General features: G+C 74.8%; 18 protein-coding genes. 2 read left to right on the top strand and 16 right to left on the bottom strand.

Annotated features, from left to right (window positions below; translation table 11 throughout):
- Positions 1-2: 2 nt before the first annotated feature.
- From OKX07_RS00735 to OKX07_RS00665, 15 genes are all read right to left on the bottom strand, one after another.
- Positions 3-3,170 (bottom strand): AAA family ATPase, encoded by a 3,168-nt coding sequence (locus OKX07_RS00735; RefSeq protein ID WP_265629953.1) that lies wholly within the window; start codon positions 3,168-3,170, stop codon positions 3-5.
- The gene (locus tag OKX07_RS00730) at positions 3,170-4,339 is read right to left on the bottom strand and encodes an exonuclease SbcCD subunit D (protein ID WP_265629952.1); all 1,170 of its coding nucleotides are present in this window, start codon (positions 4,337-4,339) and stop codon (positions 3,170-3,172) included. The genes OKX07_RS00735 and OKX07_RS00730 overlap by 1 nt, the downstream gene beginning before the upstream one ends.
- A gap of 56 nt (positions 4,340-4,395) precedes the next feature.
- Positions 4,396-4,746 (bottom strand): STAS domain-containing protein, encoded by a 351-nt coding sequence (locus tag OKX07_RS00725; protein WP_265629951.1) that lies wholly within the window; start codon positions 4,744-4,746, stop codon positions 4,396-4,398.
- Positions 4,747-4,973: 227 nt separating this feature from the next.
- A complete protein-coding gene (locus OKX07_RS00720; RefSeq protein ID WP_265629950.1) occupies positions 4,974-5,495 on the bottom strand; it encodes an aminoacyl-tRNA deacylase in 522 nt (173 codons plus the stop codon).
- A 52-nt stretch (positions 5,496-5,547) separates the two neighbouring features.
- Positions 5,548-6,048, bottom strand: a complete 501-nt coding sequence (locus OKX07_RS00715; RefSeq protein WP_265629949.1) for a hypothetical protein — start codon at positions 6,046-6,048, stop codon at positions 5,548-5,550.
- Positions 6,049-6,271: 223 nt separating this feature from the next.
- On the bottom strand, positions 6,272-6,952 hold the full coding sequence (locus tag OKX07_RS00710; protein WP_265629948.1) for a response regulator: 681 nt from the start codon (positions 6,950-6,952) through the stop codon (positions 6,272-6,274).
- Complete coding sequence (locus OKX07_RS00705; protein ID WP_265629947.1) at positions 6,949-9,579, bottom strand: ATP-binding protein; 2,631 nt, start codon at positions 9,577-9,579, stop codon at positions 6,949-6,951. Before OKX07_RS00705 ends, OKX07_RS00710 begins: the two co-directional genes overlap by 4 nt.
- Before the next feature lie 25 nt (positions 9,580-9,604).
- Complete coding sequence (gene kdpC / locus OKX07_RS00700) at positions 9,605-10,177, bottom strand: potassium-transporting ATPase subunit KdpC (RefSeq protein ID WP_265631766.1); 573 nt, start codon at positions 10,175-10,177, stop codon at positions 9,605-9,607.
- A 30-nt stretch (positions 10,178-10,207) separates the two neighbouring features.
- Positions 10,208-12,289 carry a potassium-transporting ATPase subunit KdpB gene (kdpB, locus tag OKX07_RS00695; protein ID WP_265629946.1) on the bottom strand — a complete coding sequence of 694 codons (2,082 nt, stop codon included), beginning with the start codon at positions 12,287-12,289 and terminating at the stop codon, positions 10,208-10,210.
- A complete protein-coding gene (gene kdpA / locus OKX07_RS00690) occupies positions 12,286-13,965 on the bottom strand; it encodes a potassium-transporting ATPase subunit KdpA (protein WP_265629945.1) in 1,680 nt (559 codons plus the stop codon). Before kdpA ends, kdpB begins: the two co-directional genes overlap by 4 nt.
- Positions 13,965-14,054, bottom strand: coding sequence for a K(+)-transporting ATPase subunit F (gene kdpF, locus OKX07_RS00685; RefSeq protein WP_265629944.1), 90 nt, complete (start codon positions 14,052-14,054; stop codon positions 13,965-13,967). Before kdpF ends, kdpA begins: the two co-directional genes overlap by 1 nt.
- Before the next feature lie 558 nt (positions 14,055-14,612).
- Positions 14,613-15,863, bottom strand: a complete 1,251-nt coding sequence (locus OKX07_RS00680) for a type II toxin-antitoxin system HipA family toxin (protein WP_265629943.1) — start codon at positions 15,861-15,863, stop codon at positions 14,613-14,615.
- Positions 15,850-16,122: a helix-turn-helix domain-containing protein gene (locus OKX07_RS00675; protein ID WP_265629942.1), complete on the bottom strand. Its 273-nt coding sequence runs from the start codon at positions 16,120-16,122 to the stop codon at positions 15,850-15,852. Before OKX07_RS00675 ends, OKX07_RS00680 begins: the two co-directional genes overlap by 14 nt.
- Before the next feature lie 300 nt (positions 16,123-16,422).
- On the bottom strand, positions 16,423-17,094 hold the full coding sequence (locus tag OKX07_RS00670) for a hypothetical protein (RefSeq protein WP_265629941.1): 672 nt from the start codon (positions 17,092-17,094) through the stop codon (positions 16,423-16,425).
- A 228-nt stretch (positions 17,095-17,322) separates the two neighbouring features.
- Positions 17,323-17,925, bottom strand: coding sequence for a DUF6318 family protein (locus tag OKX07_RS00665; RefSeq protein ID WP_265629940.1), 603 nt, complete (start codon positions 17,923-17,925; stop codon positions 17,323-17,325).
- A gap of 248 nt (positions 17,926-18,173) precedes the next feature.
- Between OKX07_RS00665 and OKX07_RS00660 the strand changes: the two genes are divergently transcribed.
- Positions 18,174-18,902, top strand: coding sequence for a DUF1361 domain-containing protein (locus OKX07_RS00660; protein ID WP_265629939.1), 729 nt, complete (start codon positions 18,174-18,176; stop codon positions 18,900-18,902).
- A 124-nt stretch (positions 18,903-19,026) separates the two neighbouring features.
- Positions 19,027-23,637, top strand: a complete 4,611-nt coding sequence (hrpA, locus tag OKX07_RS00655; protein ID WP_265629938.1) for an ATP-dependent RNA helicase HrpA — start codon at positions 19,027-19,029, stop codon at positions 23,635-23,637.
- Positions 23,638-23,655: 18 nt separating this feature from the next.
- Here hrpA and OKX07_RS00650 read toward each other — a convergent pair whose 3' ends face one another.
- Positions 23,656-23,937, bottom strand: coding sequence for a DUF427 domain-containing protein (locus OKX07_RS00650; protein ID WP_265629937.1), 282 nt, complete (start codon positions 23,935-23,937; stop codon positions 23,656-23,658).
- Between the last annotated feature and the right edge of the window lie 4 nt (positions 23,938-23,941).

Here is a 23,941-nt window from a genome sequence, read left to right as displayed (position 1 = left end):
GGTCAGCCCGCCAGGACCGTGAGGGTGCTCGGGCCGGCGGGTGTCGGCCGGACCTCGATGCGGTCCGCGACGGCCTGCTTCAGCGCCTCGACGTGGGACACGATGCCGACGACGCGTCCGCCGTGCCGCAGCCGGCCCAGCTCGGCGAGGACCTGGTCGAGGACGTGCGGGTCGAGCGCACCGAAGCCCTCGTCGACGAACAGGGTGCCCAGCTCGACGCCCCCGGCCTCGGCCGTGACGACGTCGGCCATGCCGAGCGCGAGGCACAGCGAGACGTAGAACGTCTCCCCGCCCGAGAGTGTGCGCGGGTCGCGGGCGCGCTCGGTGCGGTGGTCGACGACCCGCATCGCGAGCCCGACCGCGCGGGCGCGGACGTCCTCCTTCTCGTCGGACCGGACGAGCTCGAACCGACCGTCGGACATCACCGCGAGCCGCTCGTTGGCCGCCGCGACGACGTCCTCGAAGCGTCGGCCGAGCACGTAGGTCGCCAGCGAGAGCGCGTGCGGGTTGTCGGGTCCCGTGCCGGACGCGAGGTTCGCCATGCGCGTGACCGGCGCGGCGGCGGCGACCGCGTCGTCCAGCGCGTCGGCGGCCTGCCGGACGCGCCCGGCGGCCTCGCCCGCGGCCTCGGCACGGGACGCGGTGACGTGGGCGCGTCCCTCGACCTCGGCGGCGGCCCGCCGGGCCGTGACCTCCGCGGCCTGCGCACCGACGACGTCGACCTCGAGGTCCTCCGGCAGGTCCGCGAGGTCCGGGGCGGACAGGCCGGCGGCGACGCGCGCGACGTCGGCGGCGTGCGCGACGACGCGGCGCTCGAGGGCCGCCAGGTCGTCCGGGCGGCACCAGGCGGCGTGCGCCGCGGCGGCGGTGGCGAAGCCGTGCTCGGCGAGTGCCGCGTCCAGCTCGCACAGGCGCCGACCCGCGTCGGCGGCGGCCGCGCGCTCGGCGTCGAGCGCGTCGAGCAGGTCGGCTGCCTGCCGGGCCCGCGCGTCGAGGCCGGCGTGGCGCGCAGCGACCGTCGGGTGCTCGCCGCGAGCCTCGACCACGTCCGCCTCGGCGCGGCCCAGCGCGTCGCGCTCGGTCTCGAGGGTGAGCTCGGCGCCCCGGACCTGCGCGAGCACCTCGTCGCGCACGTGCTCCCGGCGACGCGTGGCGGCGTCGTGCGCCGCGATCAGCGCGTCGACCTCGGTGCACCGGGCGACTGCGGCGGTGACCGCGGAGACCTCGTCCTGCGCCGCCTGCAGCAGGGCGGCGGCCGATGCGGCGTCGTGCTCGCCGGTGCGCGCGACCAGGCCGTCGACGCGTTCGACCAGGCCCGCGCGGAGCGCAGCCGCCTCGGCGACCCGGGCCTCGGCCGCGGCCCGCGCCTGCTCCGCGGCCAGGACCTGCTCGGCCGTGACGTGGTCCGCCCCGACGGACGCGGGCGCGGGGTGGTCGCACGCGCCGCACACCGGGCACGCGTCGCCGGGGGCGAGGCCGTCGGCGAGCTCCCCGGCGAGACCGGCGACCCGTGCGGCGCGCAGGGCGGACTCCGTCGCGAGCGCGCCCAGCGCCTCGTCCGCCGCAGCCGCCACCGCGGCCTGGGCCCGGGCGAGGTCGGAGCGGGCGGTGGCGAGGGCGCGCACGTCGGCGACGAGGACGCGCGCGGCCGCCCGTGCGGCGTCGGCGGCGTCGGCGCGACCGGCGCGGGCGCGCGCCGCGTCCCGCTCCTGGTCGAGGGCCGCGCGGCCCGCCGGACGCTCGGCGAGCCAGGCGCCGGCGGCGTCGACCTCGGCCCGCAGGTCGTCCAGCACGGCGGCGAGGTCCCGGACGGCGCGGCGGCGCTCGACGAGCCCGGCCTCGAGGTCCACCGCGCGGCGCAGCGTGGCAGCGGCGTCCGCGGCGGCGTCGCGCTCGGCGCGCAGGTGCGGACGCCAGGCGTCGAGCGCCGACGTGCCGGGTCCGTCGGCGAGGGCGGCCGGGTCGAGCGCGGCGGCCGGGTCGAGCGGGGCGCCCGGGTCGGCCGGGTCGGCCCCGGCGGCGCGGCCGAGCCTGCCGCCGACGGGCAGCAGGTCGGCGGGGGCACCGTCGGCCGACGCGACCAGGGACTTCGCGGCGGCGTCGTGCGCCGTGCACGCGTCACGCCAGCCCGTGAGCAGCGGGCGCACGGCGGCGGCCGACCGGGCGAGCCCGAGCCGGCGCACCTCGTCCTCGTGCAGACCGGCCGCGGCGTCGAGGAGGGTGCGCTCGGTGCGGAGCGCCACGCGGCGGGCCGCGAGGGCCGCGGTCCCGCGGGCGTGCTCGTGGGCGGCCCGCGCGGCGTCCCACGTCGAGCGGGCGGCGGCCGCGTCGAGCGCGAGCGCGTCCGCGGCGGCGTCGAGCGCGGCGGTGGTGGCGACCACGACCGCGGCGACGCGCTCCGCGACGGGCGTCCCGACGACAGCCTCGTCGAGCGCCGCGCGCGCCGCTGCCTGCTCGTCGGCGTCGAGCGCGCACGCGCCGAGCAGGTGCGCGACCGACTCCCCGAGTCGGGTGCGCGCGGCGTCGACGGTGCGCGCCGCCTCGGCCCGGCGCGCCGCGAGCCGCTGCTGCATCTGCTCGTAGACCTGGGTACCGAAGATCTTCTGCAGCAGGACCCGGCGCTCCTCGCCGGTGGCGCGCAGGAACCGCGCGAACTCGCCCTGCGGCAGCACGACCGTCTGGACGAACTGCGTGCGGTCCAGGCCGACGGCCCGCTGCAGCTCGAGCCCGACCTCGTCGAGTCGTGTGCCGAGCAGCACGCCGACGCCGTCGAGCGCGTCGGGCCCGCCGGGCACGTCGGCGTCGGCGGGCAGCCGCCACGCCTTGACGCTCGCCTGCGCGGTCGTCGTGCCCGCGCCGCGCCGCTTGGCGCGCTGGTACGCGGGCGTGCGACGGACCCGGTACAGGCCCGACGGCACCTCGAAGACGAGGTCGACGACGCTCTCGACGTCGTCGGGCGCGTACGCGGACCGCAGCCGCTCGTCCGACGCGTCGGCGCCGGCGACCTTGCCGTACAGGGCGAACACGACGGCGTCGATGAGCGTCGACTTGCCCGAGCCCGTGGGCCCCTCGAGCAGGAACAGGCCGGACGAGCCGAGGGCGTCGAGGTCGACGGTGTGCCGGTCCGCGAACGGGCCGATGGCCTGCACGGTGAGCGAGCGCAGGTGCATCAGGCGCTCCGTTCCGCGGCGGCGACGTGCTCGTGCGCGTCGCGCAGCGCCCGGCGCTCGGCTGCGGTCGGAGCGACGCCGGTGACGTGCGCGACGAAGTCGGCGGCGACCTGCACGGGGTCGGCGGCCGACGTCACGAGCACCGGCCGGGGCGCCGCCTCGTCGGGGCGCTCGGGTCGGTGCTGCACGACCAGCGCGTGCGCGAACCGCTGCCGCACGCGTCGGAACAGGTCTGCGGGACGCGTCACGTCGGTCACCGTGACGCGCGCCCAGTCGTCGACGTGGGGCTCGCCCGCGGCGCCGAGCAGGTCCTCCAGGGTGCCCGTGACGTCGACCAGGCGCCGCGGCACCGGTGCGGGCACGAGGGTCGTCACCGGCTGGTCGCCGGACAGGTCCACCAGGACCGACGACTTGGTCTGGTGCTGCTCGGAGAAGGAGTACGCGAGCGGTGACCCGGAGTACCGCAGCACGGTCCCGGCCGGCCCGTGGACGACCTGCGGGCCGTGCAGGTGCCCCAGGGCGACGTAGTCGGCGCCGGCGAACACGTCGGCGGGCACGTGGTCGACGCCCCCGACGCGGATGTCACGCTCCGACTCGCTCGCGCGGCCGCCGACGACGAACGCGTGCGCCGCGACGACCACCCTCGGCCGTGCGCCGCCCCGCCGGGACCCGACGTCGGCGCGCACGCGCGTCATCGCCGCGGCCGTGACGGCCTGGTGCGACCGGGCCAGCAGCGTGCGCGTGCCGTCGGGCGCGACGTCGGCGAGCTCGGCCCGGCACACGTCGGGGTCGAGGTACGGCAGGCCGTAGACGAGCACGTCCCCCACCACGACCGGCTCGGCGAGCGACGCGACGCGCGTGCGCAGCCGCACCCGCTCCCGCATGAGCGCGGCCCCGAACCCCAGCCGCGTCGCGGAGTCGTGGTTGCCCGACGTCACGACGACGGTCGTGTGCTCCGCGAGCCGCGCGAGGGTCTCCGACAGCAGCGTCACGGCCTCCACGGGCGGGATCGCGCGGTCGTACACGTCACCCGCGACGACGACCGCGTCGACCTGCTCGGACCGCGCCACGTCGACCAGGTGGTCCAGGGAGGCGGCCTGGTGGTCGAGCAGGTCGACCCCGTGCAGGGTCCGGCCCAGGTGCCAGTCCGACGTGTGCAGCAACCGCATGCCGCGAACGTAACCGAGCCCTCCGACATCGCCGCGGACGACCCGCGGCGCCCGGCTCACTCGTCGTCGGGGATCTCGCCGCCCATCCCGACCATCTCGAGCAGGTCGCGCAGCACGCGGTGCGGGTCGTGCAGCGTGAGGTCGACGCCCGCCTCCGACGCCGCGAGGTGGAGCTGCAGGACGAACGCGATGCCGGACGAGTCGATGAAGGTCGCGGCCGACGCGTCGACGAGCAGCGGCAGGCCGCTCATGAGCGCGATCCCCATCGACGCCGACGCGGACTCGCGCAGCGACGCGTCGATCTCCCCGACCAGGCAGACGACGGCTCGACCTGCTCGGTGCTCGACGCGGATCTCGTCGTCCGCGGGCTCCGGCGTGCGCTCGACGTGTGCGGTCAGCTCGGTCATGGTGGCGTTCGCGCTCCTCGTTGCCTCGGGTCGGCACGTCGTCGTACCGGGTGCGGCGGGCGGGACGACGGTACCCATCGCCACCGACATCGGCGCGGCGAGCCTGCGCGACGCTGCGCCGAACCGCGTCCAGGTCGACGCAGTACCGACACCTTACCTTCGACCGCCTGCATTTGACCTGGACATGACCTGGGGATGCCCTGGGGAAGACGTAGCGCCGGGCGCGCTCAGCCGTCCTCGCTGACGTCCGCGACCGCGGCCCCGAGCACGCGGACCAGGTCGTCGACCGCGAGCTCGATCCCGACGCCGTGCCCGCCCCCGCCGATCGACACCCGTCGACCCGCGGCGCGCGCGTCCACGACCACCGGCCACGTGCGCGTCGTCCCGAACGGCGTGATGGTGCCGCGCTCGAACCCCGTGACGTCGCGGGCGACCGCCGCGTCCGGCATCGACAGCCGGCTGACGCCCAGCAGCGCACGCAGCAGCGGCCAGGAGATCGTCCGGTCGCCCGGCAGCAGCACGAGCAGGTAGTCGTCGTCGCCGCGCCGCACGACGATCGTCTTGAGGAGGTCGGCCGGGTCGATCCCGCGGGCCGCGGCGGCCTCCGCGAGCGACCCCACCCGCCCGTGCCGGGTGCGCACGTAGGCCACGCCTGCCGCGTCGAGGGCCTCGACGGTCCGCCGCTCGCCGTCGGTGCGCAGCTCGGCGTCGGGGGCCGCCGTGGGTCCGGACGTGCTCGCGTCGCTCACGCCTCCACCGTAACCGCCGACGTCGCAGCAGGTCGGAGCCGGTCGCAGCAGGTCAGAGCAGCGAGACGACGAACGCCACGACGAGCAGCAGCGGCAGCACCGCCGCGCCGAGCACCGCCCAGCCCTGCGCGTGGGACCTGCCGACCGGCGGCGCCGCGACGTCGGCGGCACTCGCCTCGGAGAACACGCTCATCCAGTCCTGCTCGGGCGTCCAGCGCTGCTCCGGCGACGGCGACGGGTCCGGGATCCACTCCTCCTGCGGCACCCACCGGGCCGGCAGCGGTCGCGGCCGCGCCGCGCGCTCCCGCTCGGCGCCGTCGGCGGTCCGCGTGTCGAGCTCACGGCCCTCGTCGGGTGTGCGGCGCCACGTCGCCGGGGCACCGCCGGTCAGGTCGGTCCACGCGACGTCCGGGCGCACGTCCGACGACGCGGGACGGACGGGACGGACGGGGCGGCGGCGGGCGCGACGCACGTCGTTCGCCCACAGGGACCCGTGCGCGTCGCGCGGCTGCTGGGGCCCGGTCGCGGGGGGCGGCCACGGCTGCTCGAGCACTGCTGCCCCTCCCGTCGCCGGTATCGGTCGTTCCGGACGAATCGCCCGGGCCCCCAGCATGCCGCCCCGCGGCCGGTCCCGATGCACTCTTCACCCCAACGGGTGAGGGTTCTCTCATCTGGGCGAGCGGTAGCACGGCGTCCGCCTCGCACCGCCCGGAAGTGGTCACACGTGCTGGGCCCCATCAAGGAAGTGGGCGCACATCTGACCACTCCTGCATCGGTCACGGTTCCAGGCGGTAGCCGCGGCCCGGTTCCGTGATCAGGTGGCGGGGGTGGGTGGGGTCCGGCTCGAGCTTGCGGCGCAGCTGGGCCAGGTACACGCGCAGGTAGTGGGTCTCGCGGTCCAGGTGGGGGCCACGCAGCTCCTGCAGCAGCTCGCGGCGCCCGACGACCTTGCCGACGTGCCGGGCGAGGACCTCGAGCATGTGCCACTCGGTGGGGGTGAGCCGCACGTCCTGCCCGTCGGCCCGGCGGACGCGGCGCTCCGCGAGGTCCACGGTGAACGCGGCCGTCACGACGACCGGCGGCGCCTCGTCGGTGCGCCCGCGACGGGCGGCGGCACGCAGGCGCGCGAGGAGCTCGTCCATGCCGAACGGCTTGGTCACGTAGTCGTCGGCACCGGCGTCGAGCGCCTCGACCTTGTCGTCGCTCGTCTGCCGCGCGGACAGCACCACCACGGGCACCGACGACCACCCCCGGACGGTCCGCAGGACGTCCATCCCGTCGAGGTCGGGCAGGCCGAGGTCGAGGACGACGAGGTCGGGGTGCCAGGTCGCCACCGCGTCGAGCGCGGCGGCGCCGGTGTGCGCCACCGTCGTCTCGTAGCGGTGGGCGCGCAGGGTCACGGCCAGCGCGCGGGCGAGCGCGGGCTCGTCCTCGACGATCAGCACGCGGTCGCTCACGTCGTCGCTCCTGAGGGGTCCGGGGCCGGCTCGCCAGCCTGCGGCAACGGCAGCGTCAGCACCATCGTCAGCCCGCCGCCGGGCGTGTCCTCGGCGTCCAGCGTGCCGCCGTTCGCCTCGACGAACCCCCGCGCGACCGCCAGGCCGAGGCCGACGCCATGCCCCTGCGGGGTGTCGCCCAGGCGCTGGAACGCGCCGAACATCTGCGCCTTGCGGTCGTCGGGCACCCCCGGCCCGCGGTCGACGACGCGCACGACGAGGTCCGGGCCCACGCACTGCGCCTGCACGGTCGGCGGCGACCCGGGCGGGCTGTACCGGACGGCGTTCTCGACGACGTTCGCCAGCGCGCGCTCGAGCAGCCCCGCGTCGGCGTCCACCAGCGGCAACGTCTCGGGGACGTCGATGACGACGCCGCCGTCGGGCACGGCGTCGACAGCCCGCGGCACCAGCTCGTCCAGCGCGACCCGCTCCCGGCGTGGCGCGACGGCGCCGATGTCGAGGCGGCTCATGTCCAGCAGGTTGTCGATGAGCAGCTGCAGCCGGTCGGCCTCGTGGTCGACGTCGGCGAGGAGCTCGGCCTGCTCCGTCGGCGGGATCATCTCGCCGCTGGTCCGCAGCGCCGTGACGCCGGCCTTGATGGACGCGAGCGGCGTGCGCAGGTCGTGCGACACCGCCGCGAGCAGCGCGGTGCGCATGGCCCCGCGCTCCCGCTCCTGGCGCGTCGCCCGGGCCTCGGTGCCCAGACGGTCCCGCTCGAGCGCGGCCTGCACGTGCTGGCCGACGGCCCCGGCGAGCCGGTACCCCTGCGGCGAGGGCGCGGGGCCTGCGAGCGCGAGCGCGAGGTCGTCGGACACGTGGACGGTGTGGACGTCGGCGGCGTCCGTCCCGGCCGTCGCGTCCGTCCCGGCGGTCCCGGCCGACGCACCCTCCCGCCACGTGTCCCCGTCGCGCCGCAGCAGGGTCACGCCGCGCAGCTGCAGGGACTCGCGCAGCTGCTCCAGCATCACCGGGACCGCGTCGTCCCCGCCGCGCAGGACCGTCCCCGCGATCGTCGTCAGCGCGCCCGCCTCGGCGCGGCTGCGCGCGGCCTCGAGCGTCCGACGCGCGGCGAGGTCGACGACGGCCGACACGGCGACCGCCACCGCGACGAGCACGACGATCGCGAGGGCGTTCTGCGGCTCGGCGATGGTCCACGTGCCGACGGGTGGCGCGAACAGGTAGTTGCTCAGCAGGCCGCCCACGAGTGCGGCCGCGAGCGCGGGGGCCAGCCCGCCGACCAGGGCCACGCCCACGGTCAGTGCGAGGAAGAGCATGAGCACGAGCGACAGCCCGCCGGGCCCGTCGGCCGCGCGCACCGCCAGCGACAGCAGGCCCGGTCCGAGCGCCGCGAGCACCCACCCGCCGGCCAGCCGCCGCCGGCTCAGCGCACCGCGACGCGGCGGGGGGCGACGCCGGTGGGACGCGCCCTCGTGCGTGACGATGAGGACGTCGATGTCGCCGGACCCGTGGACGACGCGCGACCCGATGCCGGGCGACAGCACGGCCGCCAGGCGGGTGCGGCGGGTCACGCCGAGGACGACCTGCGTCGCGTTCACGCCGCGGGCGAAGTCCAGGACCGCCTCGGCGACGTCGTCGCCGAGGACCGCGTGCCAGGTGCCCCCGAGCGACTCGACGAGGGTGCGGAGCCCCGCCAGCGCCTCCGGGGCGACGCCCGCGAGGCCGTCCCCGCGCAGCACGTGCAGCGCGAGCACCTCGGTGCCGCTGGTGCGCTGCGCGATCCGGGCGGCCCGGCGCACGAGGGTCTCGCTCTCGGGGCCGCCGGTCACGGCGACGACGATCCGCTCGCGCGTCGGCCACGAGTCACGGATGCCGTGCTGGTGCCGGTAGGTCTCGAGGGTGTCCTCGACGCGGTCCGCGGTCCACAGCAGCGCGAGCTCGCGCAGCGCCGTGAGGTTGCCGACGCGGAAGTAGCTGGCGAGTGCCGCGTCGACCGTGTCGGCCTGGTAGACGTTGCCGTGCGCGAGGCGGCGCCGCAGCGCCTCGGGGCTCATGTCGACCAGCTCGATCTGGTCGGCGTGCCGGACGACCTGGTCCGGCACGGTCTCCTGCTGGCGGACGCCGGTGATCGACTCGACGACGTCGTTCAGGCTCTCGAGGTGCTGGACGTTGACGGTCGTGACCACGTCGATGCCCGCGCGCAGCAGCTCCTCGACGTCCTGCCACCGCTTGGCGCGCTCGCTGCCCGGGGCGTTGGTGTGCGCGAGCTCGTCGACGAGCGCCACCCCGGGGGCGCGCGCCAGGACGGCGTCGACGTCGAGCTCGGTGACCTCCGTGCCGCGGTGGCGCACCGTGCGGCGCGGGACGACCTCCATGCCGCCGAGCAGCGCGGCGGTGTGCTGCCGGCCGTGCGTCTCGACGAGGCCGACGACGAGGTCCACGCCCCGGTCGCGGCGTCGCCGGCCCTCGTCGAGCATCGCGTACGTCTTGCCGACGCCGGGCGCCGCGCCCAGGTAGACGCGCAGGCGCCCGCGTCGCCGGTCGCCGGGTCGCGCGGGACCGGGCGGCCGGGTGGTGCCGGTCGCGCCCCCGGCGTCCTCGGTCCCCACGGCGTCGTCCTCGGTCCCCACAGCGTCCTCGGTCCCCACAGTGCCCTCAGTCAAGCACTGCGAGCGCGGCGTTCACCTGCAGGACGTCGACGCGCGGCTCCCCGAGGACGCCGAGCTCCCGGCCCGTCGTCGCGTCGTCGACCAGCGCCTGCACCGTGGCCTCGTCGAGCCCCCGGACGCGGGCGATGCGCGGCACCTGCAGGTCCGCGTACTGCGGCGAGACGTGCGGGTCGAGGCCCGACGCGGACGCCGTCACCGCGTCGGGCGGGACGAGGTCCACCGCGACGCCCTCACGACGCGCGACGTCGGCGCGCCGCTCGGCGACCGTCGCGGCCAGCTCCGGGCTCTCCGGCCCGAGGTTCGACGCGCCCGACGCGAGCGGGTCGTAGCCGTCGCCGGCCGCGGACGGGCGCGGCAGCAGCCACTCGTCGCCGTCGAAGGCCTGCCCCAGCAGGCGCGACCCGATGACCCGGCCGTCGACCTCGAGGAGCGAGCCGTCGGCCCGCTCCGGCACCAGGCGCCCGACCGCGTAGACCGCGGTGGGGTACAGCAGACCGAGCAGCACGGTCAGGACGAGCAGCAGGCGCAGGCCCGCGGCGGACTGGCGCAGGAACGGCATCACGGTGATCAGCTCCTTCGGGACCGGCGGTCAGAAGCCGGGCAGCAGGGACAGGACGAGGTCGACGGCCTTGATGCCGACGAACGGCGCGACGACCCCGCCGACGCCGTAGACGAGCAGGTTGCGGCGCAGCATCACGGCCGCCGGCGCGGGCCGGTACCGCACGCCGCGCAGGGCGACGGGGACGAGCGCGACGATGATCAGCGCGTTGAAGACCACCGCGGACAGCACCGCCGACTCCGGTGACGACAGGCCCATGACGTTGAGCCGGTCCAGCTGCGGGAACAGGCCGACGAACATCGCCGGGACGATCGCGAAGTACTTGGCGACGTCGTTCGCGATCGAGAACGTCGTCAGCGCGCCGCGCGTGATGAGCAGCTGCTTGCCGATCGCGACGATCTCGATGAGCTTGGTCGGGTCGGAGTCGAGGTCGACCATGTTGCCCGCCTCCTTGGCAGCGGACGTCCCGGTGTTCATGGCGACGCCCACGTCGGCCTGCGCCAGGGCGGGCGCGTCGTTGGTGCCGTCGCCGGTCATGGCGACGAGCCGCCCCTCGGCCTGCTCGCGGCGGATGAGGGCGAGCTTGTCCTCCGGGGTCGCCTCCGCCAGGACGTCGTCGACGCCCGCCTCCTGCGCGATGGCGCGGGCCGTCACGGCGTTGTCGCCGGTGATCATCACGGTGCGGATGCCCATGCGGCGCAGCTCGTCGAACCGTTCGCGCATGCCGGGCTTGACGACGTCCTTGAGGTGCACGACGCCGACGGCCCGCGCGGGGGCGTCGCCGACGCGCTCCGCGACGACCAGCGGCGTCCCGCCCGACGCGCTGATCGCGTCGACAGCCCTGCCCACCTCGGCCGTCGGGTGGCCGCCCTGCTCCCGGACCCACGCCATGACGGCCGCGGCGGCGCCCTTGCGGATCTGCCACGTGCCGTCCCGCTCGGCCAGGTCGACGCCGCTCATGCGGGTCTGGGCGGTGAACGCGACGAACGTGGCGTTGGGCAGCTGGCTGCCGAAGCGCGCGCGCATCCCGTACCGCTCCTTGGCCAGGACGACGATCGAGCGGCCCTCGGGGGTCTCGTCCGCGAGGCTGGAGAGCTGGGCCGCCTCCGCGAGCGCGCGCTCGTCGACGCCCTCGGCGGTGACGAGGTCGACGGCCTGCCGGTTGCCGAAGGTGATGGTGCCGGTCTTGTCGAGCAGCAGGACGTCGACGTCGCCGGCCGCCTCGACGGCACGTCCGGACAGCGCCATGACGTTGCGCTGAATGAGCCGGTCCATGCCGGCGATGCCGATGGCGGACAGCAGCGCGCCGATCGTCGTCGGGATGAGGCAGACCAGCAGCGCCACCAGCACGACGAGCGGCTGGGCCTGCCCGGAGTACACGGCGAACGGCTGCAGCGTGACGACCGCGAGCAGGAAGACGAGGGTCAGGCCGGACAGCAGCAGGTTCAGCGCGACCTCGTTGGGGGTCTTCTGCCGTGCCGAGCCCTCGACGAGCCCGATCATCCGGTCGAGGAACGTCTCCCCGGCGCGTGCGGTGATGCGCACGACGACCCGGTCGGACAGCACCCGCGTGCCGCCGGTGACCGCGCTGCGGTCGCCGCCGGACTCGCGGATCACCGGCGCGGACTCACCGGTCACCGCGGACTCGTCGACGCTGGCGATGCCCTCGACGACGTCACCGTCGCTGGGGATCACCTCGCCCGCCTCGACGACGACCAGGTCGCCCACCTGCAGCGCGGCCGCCGCGACCTGCTCCTCGACGCCGTCGACGACCCGACGGGCCAGGGTGTGCGTGCGGGTGGCGCGCAGCGAGTCCGCCTGCGCGCGGCCACGCCCCTCGGCGACGGACTCCGCGAGGTTCGCGAACACCACCGTCAGCCACAGCCACACCGCGATCGACCACGCGAAGACGCTCGGGTGCCGCACCGCCAGGACCGTGGCGCCGACCGCGCCGACCCACACGACGAACATCACCGGGTACCGCACCTGGTGGCGCGGGTCGAGCTTGCGCAGCGCCTGCGGCAGCGAGGCGAGGAGCTGACGGGGCTCGAAGGCGCCCGCGCGGACCCGTGTGGGGTGGTGGCGGCGGGACGACGGGACGGTGGTGGTCACAGCAGTGCCTCCGCGACGGGCGCCAGGGCAAGCGCAGGGAAGAAGGTGAGGCCCGCGACGACGAGCACGACGAACGCGAGCAGGCCGACGAACACGGGACCGTGGGTGGGCAGGGTGCCGGCGCTCGTGGCGCCCGAACGCTGCCGCGCGACGCTGCCGGCCAGGGCCAGCACCAGCACGATCGGCACCAGGCGGCCGAAGAGCATGCCGAGGCCGAGCGCGACGTTCTGGTAGGTCGTGCCGGCGGCGAACCCGGCGAACGCCGAGCCGTTGTTGTTGGTCGCGGAGGCGTAGGCGTAGAGGATCTCCGAGAGCCCGTGCGCGCCGGGGTCCTGCACGGACGCCTCGACGAGAGCGGGCGTCGCCGCGGTCACCGCCGCACCGACGAGCAGCAGCGCGGGCATCGTCAGGACGTACAGGGCCACGAGGGTCACCTGCGTGCGGCCGATCGTGCGGCCGAGGTACTCGGGAGTGCGGCCGACCATCAGCCCGGCGAGGAACACCGCGAGGACCGCGAGCACGAGCATCCCGTACAGCCCCGACCCGACACCGCCCGGGGCGACCTCCCCCAGCATCATGTTCAGCATCGCGACGCCACCGCCCGCGGCCGTCAGCGAGTCGTGCGAGGCGTTGACGGCACCGGTCGACGTGCCCGTCGTCGACGCCGCGAACAGCGCGGACGCCGCAGGCCCGAAGCGCACCTCCTTGCCTTCCATCGCCCCGCCGGCCAGCTGCGGGACCGTGCCCGGTGCACGCAGCTCCGCCCACGTGACCAGCCCGACCGCCGCGGCCCACAGGCTCCCCATGACGGCGACGAGCGTGACGCCCTGACGACGGTCCCCGACCATCCGGCCGAACGTGCGCGGCAGGCTGAACGGGATCACCAGGAGCAGGACGACCTGCAGCAGGTTGGTCCACCCCGACGGGTTCTCGAACGGGTGGGCGCTGTTGGCGTTGAAGAAGCCGCCGCCGTTGGTGCCGAGCTCCTTGGTCGCCTCCTGGGAGGCGATCGGCCCGCCGACGATCGTCTGCGTGCCGCCGTCGAGCGTGGTGACGTCGGCCGGGCCGGCGAAGTTCTGCACGACACCCCCGACGACGAGCACCACGGCCGCGGCGAACGCGAGCGGCAGCAGGATCCGCAACGTGCCGCGGACCAGGTCGACCCAGAAGCTGCCGAGCCGGTCGGTGCCGCTGCGCGCGAAGCCGCGGACGACCGCGATCGCGACCGCCAGACCGACGGCGGCCGACGCGAAGTTCTGCACCGCGAGCCCGGCCATCTGCGCCAGGTGCCCGACCGTGCTCTCGCCGGCGTACCACTGCCAGTTCGTGTTGGTGACGAACGAGACGGCGGTGTTCCAGGCGCCGTCCGGTGCCACCGCCGGCAGGCCGAGACCCAGCGGCAGCCGGTCCTGCAGGCGCAGCAGCGCGTAGAGCAGCAGCACACCGACGAACGAGAACGCCAGCACCGACCGGGCGTAGACGACCCAGGTCTGGTCCGCGTCGGGGTCGACCCCCGCGGCGCGGTAGACGAGCCGCTCGACACGGCTGTGCCGGGCCGTGGTGAACACGCGGGCCATGTAGTCGCCCAGCGGGACGTGGACCGCCGCGAGCACCGCGACGACGATCCCGACCTGCAGGACGGCCGCCAGCACCGGGGACATCAGCACCGGGGACATCAGAACCGCTCCGGACGCAGCAGGGCCCACACCAGGTACCCCGCCAGCGCGACCGCGACGACGAGCGCGACGACCGACTCCCCGCTCACAGCCGCGCCACCCCGGCCACCACGGCGGCGAGCACCGCGAAGCACACAGCCGTCAGCAGGACGAACACCAGGTCAGCCACGATCAGCTCCCACAGGTCAGCACCGCTGCTCATGCAGCGGGGGGCCCGAGCGGGCCCGGAGACCATTCACCGCCCCCGCCGGGTCGCGGGTGCTCCTCCGGACGCTCCCCTGACGCCCCGGACCCGGATCCTGACGCCCCCCGGACGGCCGCCCGGTGCGGGGCGGTGCGGGGCGGTGCGGGTGCGGGGCGATGCGGGTGCGGGGCGGGGCGGGTGCGGGGCGGGGCGGTGCGGGCCCGGGGCGGTGAGCGAGCCAGAAGTGGTCGCATCTGCCCGGCGGCGGGCCGGAAGTGGTCAGATGTGCGACCAATTCCGCGGACTCAGCAGTCGGGCCGCCGCCTCGACGTTCCGCGTGACCTGGACGGGCGCGGCGCGCACGCCCTGACCCCGCACCCCGGCACGAGTACGCAGGTGGGTCAGCCAGCTGTCCGCGGCGGTCCGCGTCATCACCTGCTGACCGACGCCGGCTCGGGTCAGGTCACGGCGCCTGGAAGACGAACGGGTTCATGATCTTGGTGCCCCACAACCGCTCGCGTTCGCGCTTGGTCAGCAGCGCGGCGTCGGCTGCCTCGTTCCACTGCGCGTTGATGATCGCGACCTGCTCGTCGACGATGTCCTGCGCCTCTGCCCGATCGAGCAGGTACACCTCGGCCGCGTTGACGCACACCGCGAACTTGCTCTCCCGCTCGCCGCCTCGCCCGATCGCCAGCGCCTGGGCCGCGTACTCCCCTGAGCGCGGACGCGGGTCGATGTCGTACGCCGGCGTCAGCGTCGCCGTTCCCGTGGCCGGGTCCCAGAACGCGGCGTGGTTGCGTGCGTGGTCGTCGAAGTTGCCCACCGCGACGTTGAGCACGATGCGGGAGAACAGCTCGCGCAGCGTCGCGACGGGGTCGGTGAACGTGGCCCGGATCTTGTCCGCAAGCTCGGGGTAGGTCAGGTAGTGCCCGAAGTGGTCGTCTTCCTCGAGAAACGTCAGCGCCGAGACCATCATGCGGCGCCCACCGCCGGGGGCGCGGTCGAAGCGCTCGACGAGCAGCACGTCGTGGCCTGCGGTCGTGATGACCTGCGTCGGGGCGACGTTCAGTCCCACGCGGCGCGCGAGGTCCATCGCGACGCCTTCCTCCTTGACCCGCGGCCCGGTGTCGGTCGTGGAGGAGAACTTCGCGATCAGGTGCCGGCCGTCGTCCTCGATCAGCGCCTTGGGGCGTGCGCCACCGACGGACGTACCGCGCAGGAGCGCCTCGGACAGCGCAGGGGTCAGCTCCTGACCTTCCTCGAGGTACTGCGCTGCGGTCATGAGCTGCTCCAACGGCACCGGGTCGACGTTGCGCGGCACGTACGTCGTCGCTGACTCCTGGAAGTCCAGCGCACCGATGCGGTCAGAGCCCGATCCGAGCAGGTACTCCAGGGTGCTCAGCTGCCCCGAGGCCCCCGCGCGGTCTTCCAGGATGCGGCGCCCCCAGGCGTCAGGCGCACCATCACCCAGGACGCCCGCGATCCGCAGGGCTCCCAGCGGTTCGATGACCCCCGGGACCAGAGGCAGCTCGGGCGCGTACAACGGCACGGCCCCGGGTGCGTCGCGGTACCTGCGGCCATAGGTGAACGTGTGCCGCTGCTCGTCCGGGCCTCCGGAGTCGGGCACGACGTCGATACGCCCGACCACGACCGGTTCGAGCGCCCCTTCCGACCATGCCCACACGTACGCCGTCGTCGGCTCAGAAGTTGTCATCGACCACTCCCTTGCTCGCCCGGACCCGCTGCGGCAGCAGCAGCGCGCGACGCGACTCCCCGACGCGCAGCTCGCTGACCGCGCCGCGGTCGTCGCTGAACAGTGGGATGCCGAGCAGCGCTGCAATCTCGAAGACCACACCGATGGCCACGGTCGGCTCGCCTCGCTCGACGTTGCGCAACGTCTGCACGGAGATGCCCGCACGGGCAGCGAGGTCGCGCGCAGTCCAGCGCCGCTCGCGGCGCGCGTTCGCGATCATCGCGCCGAGGACCTCGACCGCGAGCCGTGACGGGCGCGAGTACGTGCGTGGCCTAGAACCCATCACCCCTCCAAAGTGCTGGTATACCGTCGTTTAAACGCTCTAAGCGACGTTGTAGCGTCACTCTACGTTGACCTGGGTCCAGCGGCCAGGATGAGGGCCGTCCGGTTGAGCGCGAGGCGGATCCTGACGAACCCCGGACGGGTGCGGTGCGGTGGGGCCGGGCCGTGACCGCGGAAGTGGTCACGTCTGCCCGGCGACAGGCCGGAAGTGGTCAGATGTGCGACCACTTCCGGGGGGTCAGCAGTCGGGGGGTTTGGGGCGGTCGGTGCAGAGGTCCGTCACCAGGCGGGAGGTGCGTTCCTCGATGCGGAACGGCTGGCCCGCCGTGCTGGTCTGCGCGGTGCCGGAGACCTCGAGCCAGTCCTGGGTGCCCACGAGCCGGTAACGACCCGTCCACGTGGTGGTGAGCGTGATCGCCGCCTGCCCGGGTGCCTCGTACACGTGGTGCGTCGTGAAGTCGGGCCACGCCTTCCCGGCGTCGCGGGTCACGAGAGGGTCGGAGCCGTCACCGAAGTCGTACGTGAACAGGCTGGGCCGGGCCTCGACCTCGAGCTGGTGACCGAGCAGGTCGGTGACGAGGACGACCGGCGTCGGGTCGGTGCGCACGACCGTCTCGATGTTCACCAGCACCCAGTCGCCCTCGGGTTGCATGACGAGCGTCGGCGCCGGCAGCGGCAACCGCCGGAAGTCCTCGGCCGTCATAGCGGGGACCCGGTCCGCTGGGCACGTCCCGTAGTCGACCTGCTCCCACGGGCTCCACGCGGTCGCGCCGGGGTCGAGGTAGCTGCGCCAGCGCGGCGGCTGCCAGTCGGCGGGGTCGCACAGCATCACGTGGACCAGCGGTACGCCCGCGCTGCACAGCCCGTCGATGTCCGGAGCGACCCCCTCGACACCCCGGGTGCACCCCACCGACTGCACCGACCCGCCACTGCCGCCCGGTCGAGGCCGGCACGAAGGGAGCAGCCTCGTCGGCGGCCGCTCGACTGCCCCGCGCGCCGGTGGTGTCGATGAACTGGTCGGTGAAGCTGCTGCTGTAGCGCTCGTCGAGCTTGCCAGGGATGCCGTCCGCCGCGGCCGCCTGCGCAGATACCAGGATCGCTGCCGTGACGAGCACGGCCGGCACGTTGATCTTCCGAATCATGACGTGGCCGGTGCCAGGTCGACCGCGTCCACCGTCCAGCCGCCGGCCCAGCTCATCGCGAGTCGCACGTCCACGACTTCGCTCTCGGCACTCGCTGTGACCTCCCCGGTCGAGCTGACGACATCGATCCGGCCCTGCCTCACACGGAGCTCGACATTGAACCACTCGTCCGCGCGCACCTCTGTTGCTGATGAGTGGAGGATGTCGATCGGTTCACGTACGGCTCGGGAGCCATCGCCTCTCATCGCTGCGACCTCGGCGATCGCCTCCGAGCAGAAGAGGCAGTCACCGCCGGACAGTGCGACGAAGTACGACTCGTCGCCCGTGCTGAAAGCGTGGTCGTACACCTGGAGGAAGTAGGTCGCGGCCGCAATCGCACCTTCTGGGGTGGGTTCACTCATCGCCTCCGGGCGCTCCGGGGTCTCCGGCCGAGGTGGAGGGCTGGGCGCAGGACTCGGGTCTGCCGTCACGGCCGCGGTCACCTCCGCCGCCGTCGGCGCGGGTCCCGGCTCCCCCGTGCACCCGCCGGCCACCACCACCGCGACGACGGCCGCCACCGCCCACGCTCGCCTCACGACGCCCTGCCCCTGTCGACGCATGCGCAGAACCTACCGAGATCGGACATCCCCGCGCGGACCCCCTGTGGACAACGGCTGAACCCGCCTGCGGCCCCCGCCCCACGACCGGACTCCCGGCCGGGCGCAGAGTGGTCACATCTGCCCGGCTCCGCGCAGGAAGTGGGCAGATCTGTGACCACTTCCGGCCGCCCGGGCACGCGGAGTTCGCCCGGGCGAGCCTGGTGGGGCTACGGGATGATGGGCGCCCGCAGTGGTCGGAAGGGGTGCACGTGCTCAACAGCCTCGTCGTCGGGGTCCTGCTGATGAACCTGTTCGCCGCGGCACTGGTGGTCGCGCGTGCGCCCGTCTACCGGACGCGGCTGTACCGCCCGATGCTGCTCAACCTCGTGCTGTCGGCGGCGCCGCTGGTCGTCCTCGGCGTGGCCGTGGTGGTCGTGCTCCCGCTGGTCGTCGTCGGAGTCGCCCGGCCCGTCGTCGCGACGATCGCCGCGGTCCTCGCGCTCGTCTGGTTGCTGCTGCTGCCCAACTCCGGCTACCTCATCACCGAGCTCAACCTCAACCACCGCCGCGAGGGCGAGCGCGTGCCCGAGTGGTACGACGTCATGCTCGTGCTCGTCCTGGCGATGTCCGGGGTCCTGACGACGGTCCTCAACGTCTTCCTCATGCAGCTGGTGGTGCTGGCCGTGGTCCGTGACGACTCCGCAGCCGCGCTCGCGAGCCCGCAGGCGCGGCTGTTCGAGGCCGTGCTGCTGCTGCTCGTCGCGTTCGGCATCTACCTGGGACGCCACGTGCGCCTGAACTCGTGGGACGTGAAGCGCCCGCACGTCGTGCTCGGCAAGGTGGTGGCGCACCTGCGGTCGCCCGGGGCGGGCGGCAACGCCCTCGGGTTCACGCTGCTGGGGGCGGCGTTCTTCGCGCTGATGTACCTGGTGGTGATCGGGCCGGTGATCCAGGGGCTGGTGGACCTGGAGCAGCTCCGCGAGGCGACGAGGCCCTGACGTCCGCGAGCGCGTGCACGTGGTGTGCGTGGGGTGCCGGGTGCGTCGCGCCACGCACGACCAGCCCCGCGCCTCCGAGCAATCGAGATGAGCCCCGGGCGACCGCCTGGGAGGATGGTCCGTCGTGAGCACGTCCGACTCCATCCCCACCGACGCCGTCGCAGCCGACGGCGCTGCCGGCGCGCGTCCGGCTGGCCGTCGGCGCGGTGCGGGCAGGTCGCGGCGAGGCCGGGGTGGCGACGGTGGCCTGCGCGAGGGCGGTGTCCGGCAGGACGGCGGTGAGCAGGGCGGTCAGCAGGGCGGTCAGCCGACCGACGGTCAGCAGCGCGACGGCCGGCAGGGGGGCGGCCGCCAGCGCGAGGCCACCCAGCGCGAGTCCCGCGACCGTGGCCGCGCCCGCCGCACCGACGCCCAGCTCACCCGCTCCGCCGAGGCCCGCGCGGCGGTCGTCCTCCCACCGATCGTCTACCCGGAGCAGCTCCCCGTCTCGGCCCGTCGCTCGGAGATCGCGGCGGCGCTGCGCGACCACCAGGTCATCGTCGTCGCGGGCGAGACGGGGTCCGGCAAGACGACGCAGATCCCGAAGATCGCGCTCGAGCTGGGGCGCGGGCGGGCCGGCCAGATCGGGCACACGCAGCCGCGGCGGATCGCGGCGCGGTCGGTCGCGGAGCGCATCGCGGAGGAGCTGGGCGTCCCGCTGGGCGGGGTCGTCGGGTACCAGGTGCGGTTCACGGACGAGTCGAGCGACTCGACGCTGGTCAAGGTGATGACGGACGGCATCCTGCTCGCGCAGATCCAGCGCGACCCGATGCTGCGGATGTACGACACGCTCATCATCGACGAGGCGCACGAGCGCAGCCTCAACATCGACTTCATCCTCGGGTACCTCACGCGGCTGCTGCCGCAGCGCCCGGACCTCAAGCTCGTCATCACGTCGGCGACGATCGACTCGGACCGGTTCGCGCGGCACTTCGGCACCCCGCCGACCGTCGACGCTCCCGACGGCGTCCCGGCGCCCGTCGTCGAGGTCAGCGGGCGCACGTTCCCCGTCGAGCTCCGCTACCAGCCGCTGTCCCCCGACGACGCCCCGGACCGCGACCTCGTCACCGGCATCACGGACGCCGTCGGCGAGCTGATGGGCGAAGGCCCCGGCGACATCCTGGTGTTCCTGTCCGGGGAGCGCGAGATCCGTGACGCCGAGGACGCGCTGCGCGGGTCGCTGGGCACCCGGGTCACCGACGCGCGGCACCCGAACGGCGTCGACATCGTGCCGCTGTACTCGCGGCTGTCGGCGGCCGAGCAGCGCCGGGTGTTCGAGGCGCACACCAAGCGGCGCGTCATCTTGGCGACGAACGTCGCGGAGACGTCGCTGACGGTGCCGGGCGTGCGGTACGTCGTCGACCCGGGGACCGCGCGCATCTCGCGGTACTCCAAGGCGACGAAGGTGCAGCGGCTGCCGATCGAGCCCATCTCGCAGGCGTCGGCCAACCAGCGGTCGGGACGGTCGGGGCGCGTCGCGCCGGGCATCGCCATCCGGTTGTACGCGGAGGACGACTACGACTCCCGCCCCCTGTACACCGAGCCCGAGATCCTTCGTACATCGCTCGCGTCGGTGATCCTGCAGATGATCGCAGTGGGTGTCGTGACGTCGCCGGACGAGGTCGTGGACTTCCCGTTCGTCGACCCGCCGGACGTCCGCTCCGTCCGCGACGGCGTCGCGCTGCTCACCGAGCTGCACGCCCTCGAGGTCGTGCACGGCGCCACGCGCCTGACCGAGACGGGCCGCGCCCTCGCGCGGCTGCCCATCGACCCGCGGCTGGCGCGCATGGTCGTCGAGTCCGGACGTCGGGGCGTCGCGCGCGAGGTGCTCGTCATCGCCGCCGCGCTGTCGATCCAGGACCCGCGCGAGCGTCCCGCGGAGCAGCGTGAGACGGCCGACGCCCTGCACCGTCGCTTCGCCGACCCGTCGTCGGACCTGCTCAGCTACCTCAACCTGTGGACCTACCTGCGGGAGCAGCAGCGCGAGCTGACCAGCTCGGCGTTCCGCCGCCTGTGCAAGTCCGAGCACCTGCACCACCTGCGGGTCCGCGAGTGGCAGGACGTCGTCGGGCAGCTGCGGGAGATGGTCAAGGACCTGGGCATCGACGCCAAGGGCGCCCCCACGCCGACGTCCGACGACGCCCCGGCGGCTGCGGGGCACGGCCGCGACGGGCGGCGCGACGGCGGCCGGCACGTCCCCGCGGGCGCGCCGACGCAGCAGGCCGCCGCCGACGACACCGCCGATGCCGTGCGCACCCGCTGGACCTGGGACGGCGACGCGATCCACCGCGCGATGCTCCCTGGCCTGCTGTCGCAGATCGGCATGCAGCTCGTCACCGACGTCGCCGCCGGCAACCCGCCCAAGGGGCGTGACGGCAAGCCGCGCAAGCCCGACGCGCGCGCCCGCAACGAGTACCTGGGGGCGCGCGGCGCACGGTTCGCGATCTTCCCCGGGTCGGGGCTGGCGCGCCGGCCCCCGTCGTGGGTGATGGCCGCCGAGCTCGTCGAGACGTCCCGGCTGTGGGCCCGCGACGTCGCCCGCGTCGACCCCGAGTGGGTCGAGGAGGCCGCGTCGCACCTGGTCAAGCGCACATACTCCGAGCCCGCGTGGTCGACGCGGCAGGGCGCGGCCATGGTCACCGAGAAGGTGCTGCTGTACGGCGTGCCCGTCGTCGCGGACCGCCGCTCCCTGCTCGCCAAGGTCGACCCCGAGCAGGCGCGCGAGCTGTTCGTCCGGCACGCGCTCGTGCAGGGCGAGTGGACGACGCACCACCAGTTCTTCCACGAGAACCGTCGCCTGCTGGACGAGGCGGAGGCCCTGGAGGCGCGCGCGCGACGCCGTGACCTGGTCATCGACGACGACGCGCTGTTCGCCTTCTACGACGTGCGCGTGCCCGCCGACGTGGTCTCCGCGCGGCACTTCGACCGTTGGTGGAAGGGCGCGCAGCGCACCGACCCGGACCTGCTGTCGTTCACGCGGGACCTGCTCGTCGGCGACGAGGCCGCCGAGATCGACGAGCGTGCCTTCCCGTCGCGCTGGCCGCAGGGCGACCTGTCGTTCCCCCTGACCTACCAGTTCGAGCCCGGCACCGAGGCCGACGGCGTGACCGTGCACATCCCGATCTCCCAGCTGCCGCGCGTGCGGCCCGAGGGCTTCGACTGGATGGTCCCCGGCATGCGGGCCGAGCTGCTGACGGCGACGATCCGCGCGTTGCCGAAGCCGGTACGCGTGCAGCTGGTCCCCGCACCGGACGTCGCCCGCGCCGTCGACGCGTGGCTCACCGAGCACGCGGCCTCGTGGGTCGACACCGTGCGCGCGGGCGACGCGGCGCCGTCGTTCCGTGAGATGTTCGCGCGCGCCGTCCGCGCGCTCCGGGACGTCGACGTGCCCGCCGACGCCGTCGACGAGGACCGGCTGCCCGCGCACCTGCGCATGACCTTCCGTGTCGTCGGGGACCGCGGCGGCGTCGTCGACGAGGGCAAGGACCTGCTGGTGCTGCAGCGCCGGCTCGCCGACCGCGCGCAGGACGCGGTCGCGTCCGCGGTACGCACGGCGGTGCGGGCCGCGATGGAGGAGGCCGCCGCGCAGGCGGGTGCGGCACCCGGTGGGACGACGGCGCACACCGGATCCACGACGGGCGCGACGACGCACACCGGCTCGACCACAGGCGGCTCGACCACGGGCGGATCGACCACGGGCGGATCGACGACGCGCACGGGCCCGGCGCCCGCCGCCGGCGCCCCCACCCCCCAGGGCGCGAGAGGGCGATCCAGCCCCGCCCCCGACCTCGAGCGCACCGGCCTGACGACCTGGCCCGACGTGCCCGCGCTGCCCGACGTCATCGAGGCCCGCACGCCGGCGGGTGGCGTCGTGCGCGCCTACCCGACGCTCCTCGAGGAGGGCGCCGGGCCGCGGGCTACGGTCGCGCTGCGCGTGCTGGCCGACGCCGCGGTGGCCGACGCCGCCGCGCGGCGGGGCCTGCGGCGGTTGCTGCTGCTGGACGCCGGACTGGCGACCGCGCGCGTGACGAGCCGCTGGACGGGGTCCCAGGCGCTCGCGCTGGCGGCGTCCCCCTACCCCAGTACGGATGCTCTGGTCGCCGATGTACAGATCGCGGCGATCGATCGGATCGTCCTGCGGCACCTGCAGGGGAGGTCGCCGCGGGACGTCCGCGACGCCGGCGCGTACGCCACCGTCCGCGCCGCGGTGCGCGACGCCCTGGAGGACGACGTCCACGGGCTCGTCGGCGACCTGGTCCGGGTGCTGACCGCCTGGCGTGAGCTCGACGCCGAGGTCCGCGGGGCCAACAGCCTCGCGCTGCTCGCCACCGCCCAGGACGTCCGCACCCACGGCGCGACGCTGGTCCACGACGGCTTCGTCGCCGAGGTCGGCGCCGACCGCCTGCCGCAGCTGGCCCGCTACCTGCGCGCCGACAGGCACCGCCTGACCAAGGCCGCCGAGAACCCGACGCGCGACGCCGACCTCGCATGGCAGGTGCACGACGTCGAGGAGCTGTACACCGCGGCCCGCGCGCGCGCCGCGGCGGCGTCACCGGACCCCGCCCGCGACGCGGCCCTCGACGACGTCCGCTGGCTGCTGGAGGAGCTGCGCGTCAGCCTGTTCGCGCAGCAGCTCGGCACACCGGTGCCGGTGTCGCCGACGCGCGTCCGCAAGGCCGTCGCCGCCGTCCGCTGACGACGCCGGAGGTGTCGGTTACGGCTCGATGACGACGCCGCGCCAGAACGCGACGTGACCCGTGATCTCCTGCGCGGCGGCCTTCGGGTCCGGGTACGCCCACGCGACGTCGGTCCCGGGCGAGCCGGCACCGACGACGGACCAGTAGCTCGCGACGCCCTTCCACGGGCACGTCGTGTGGGTGTCGGACGCCTCGAGGAGCTCCCAGTCGACCGACGTGGGCGGGAAGTAGTGGTTGCCCTCGACCATCACGGTCGAGCTGCTCTCGGCGAGGACCTGTCCGTCGTAGATGGCGCGCATGCCC

Source organism: Cellulomonas sp. S1-8 (assembly GCF_026184235.1).
Classification (GTDB): domain Bacteria; phylum Actinomycetota; class Actinomycetes; order Actinomycetales; family Cellulomonadaceae; genus Cellulomonas.
The sequence above is the reverse complement of the archived record's forward strand: the minus strand, read 5'-3'. Positions and strand labels throughout refer to the sequence as shown.

Bases quoted from the DNA above. Each gene is read 5' to 3' on its own strand.
- OKX07_RS00650 (WP_265629937.1), bottom strand. From the start codon at position 23,937: ATGCGCGCCATCTACGACGGACAGGTCCTCGCCGAGAGCAGCTCGACC.
- OKX07_RS00675 (WP_265629942.1), bottom strand. From the start codon at position 16,122: ATGATCGCGAACGCGCGCCGCGAGCGGCGCTGGACTGCGCGCGACCTC.
- OKX07_RS00665 (WP_265629940.1), bottom strand. From the start codon at position 17,925: ATGCGTCGACAGGGGCAGGGCGTCGTGAGGCGAGCGTGGGCGGTGGCG.
- OKX07_RS00730 (WP_265629952.1), bottom strand. From the start codon at position 4,339: ATGCGGTTGCTGCACACGTCGGACTGGCACCTGGGCCGGACCCTGCAC.
- kdpC (WP_265631766.1), bottom strand. From the start codon at position 10,177: ATGCCGTTCCTGCGCCAGTCCGCCGCGGGCCTGCGCCTGCTGCTCGTC.
- kdpA (WP_265629945.1), bottom strand. From the start codon at position 13,965: ATGTCCCCGGTGCTGATGTCCCCGGTGCTGGCGGCCGTCCTGCAGGTC.
- OKX07_RS00735 (WP_265629953.1), bottom strand. From the start codon at position 3,170: ATGCACCTGCGCTCGCTCACCGTGCAGGCCATCGGCCCGTTCGCGGAC.
- OKX07_RS00680 (WP_265629943.1), bottom strand. From the start codon at position 15,863: ATGACAACTTCTGAGCCGACGACGGCGTACGTGTGGGCATGGTCGGAA.
- OKX07_RS00725 (WP_265629951.1), bottom strand. From the start codon at position 4,746: ATGACCGAGCTGACCGCACACGTCGAGCGCACGCCGGAGCCCGCGGAC.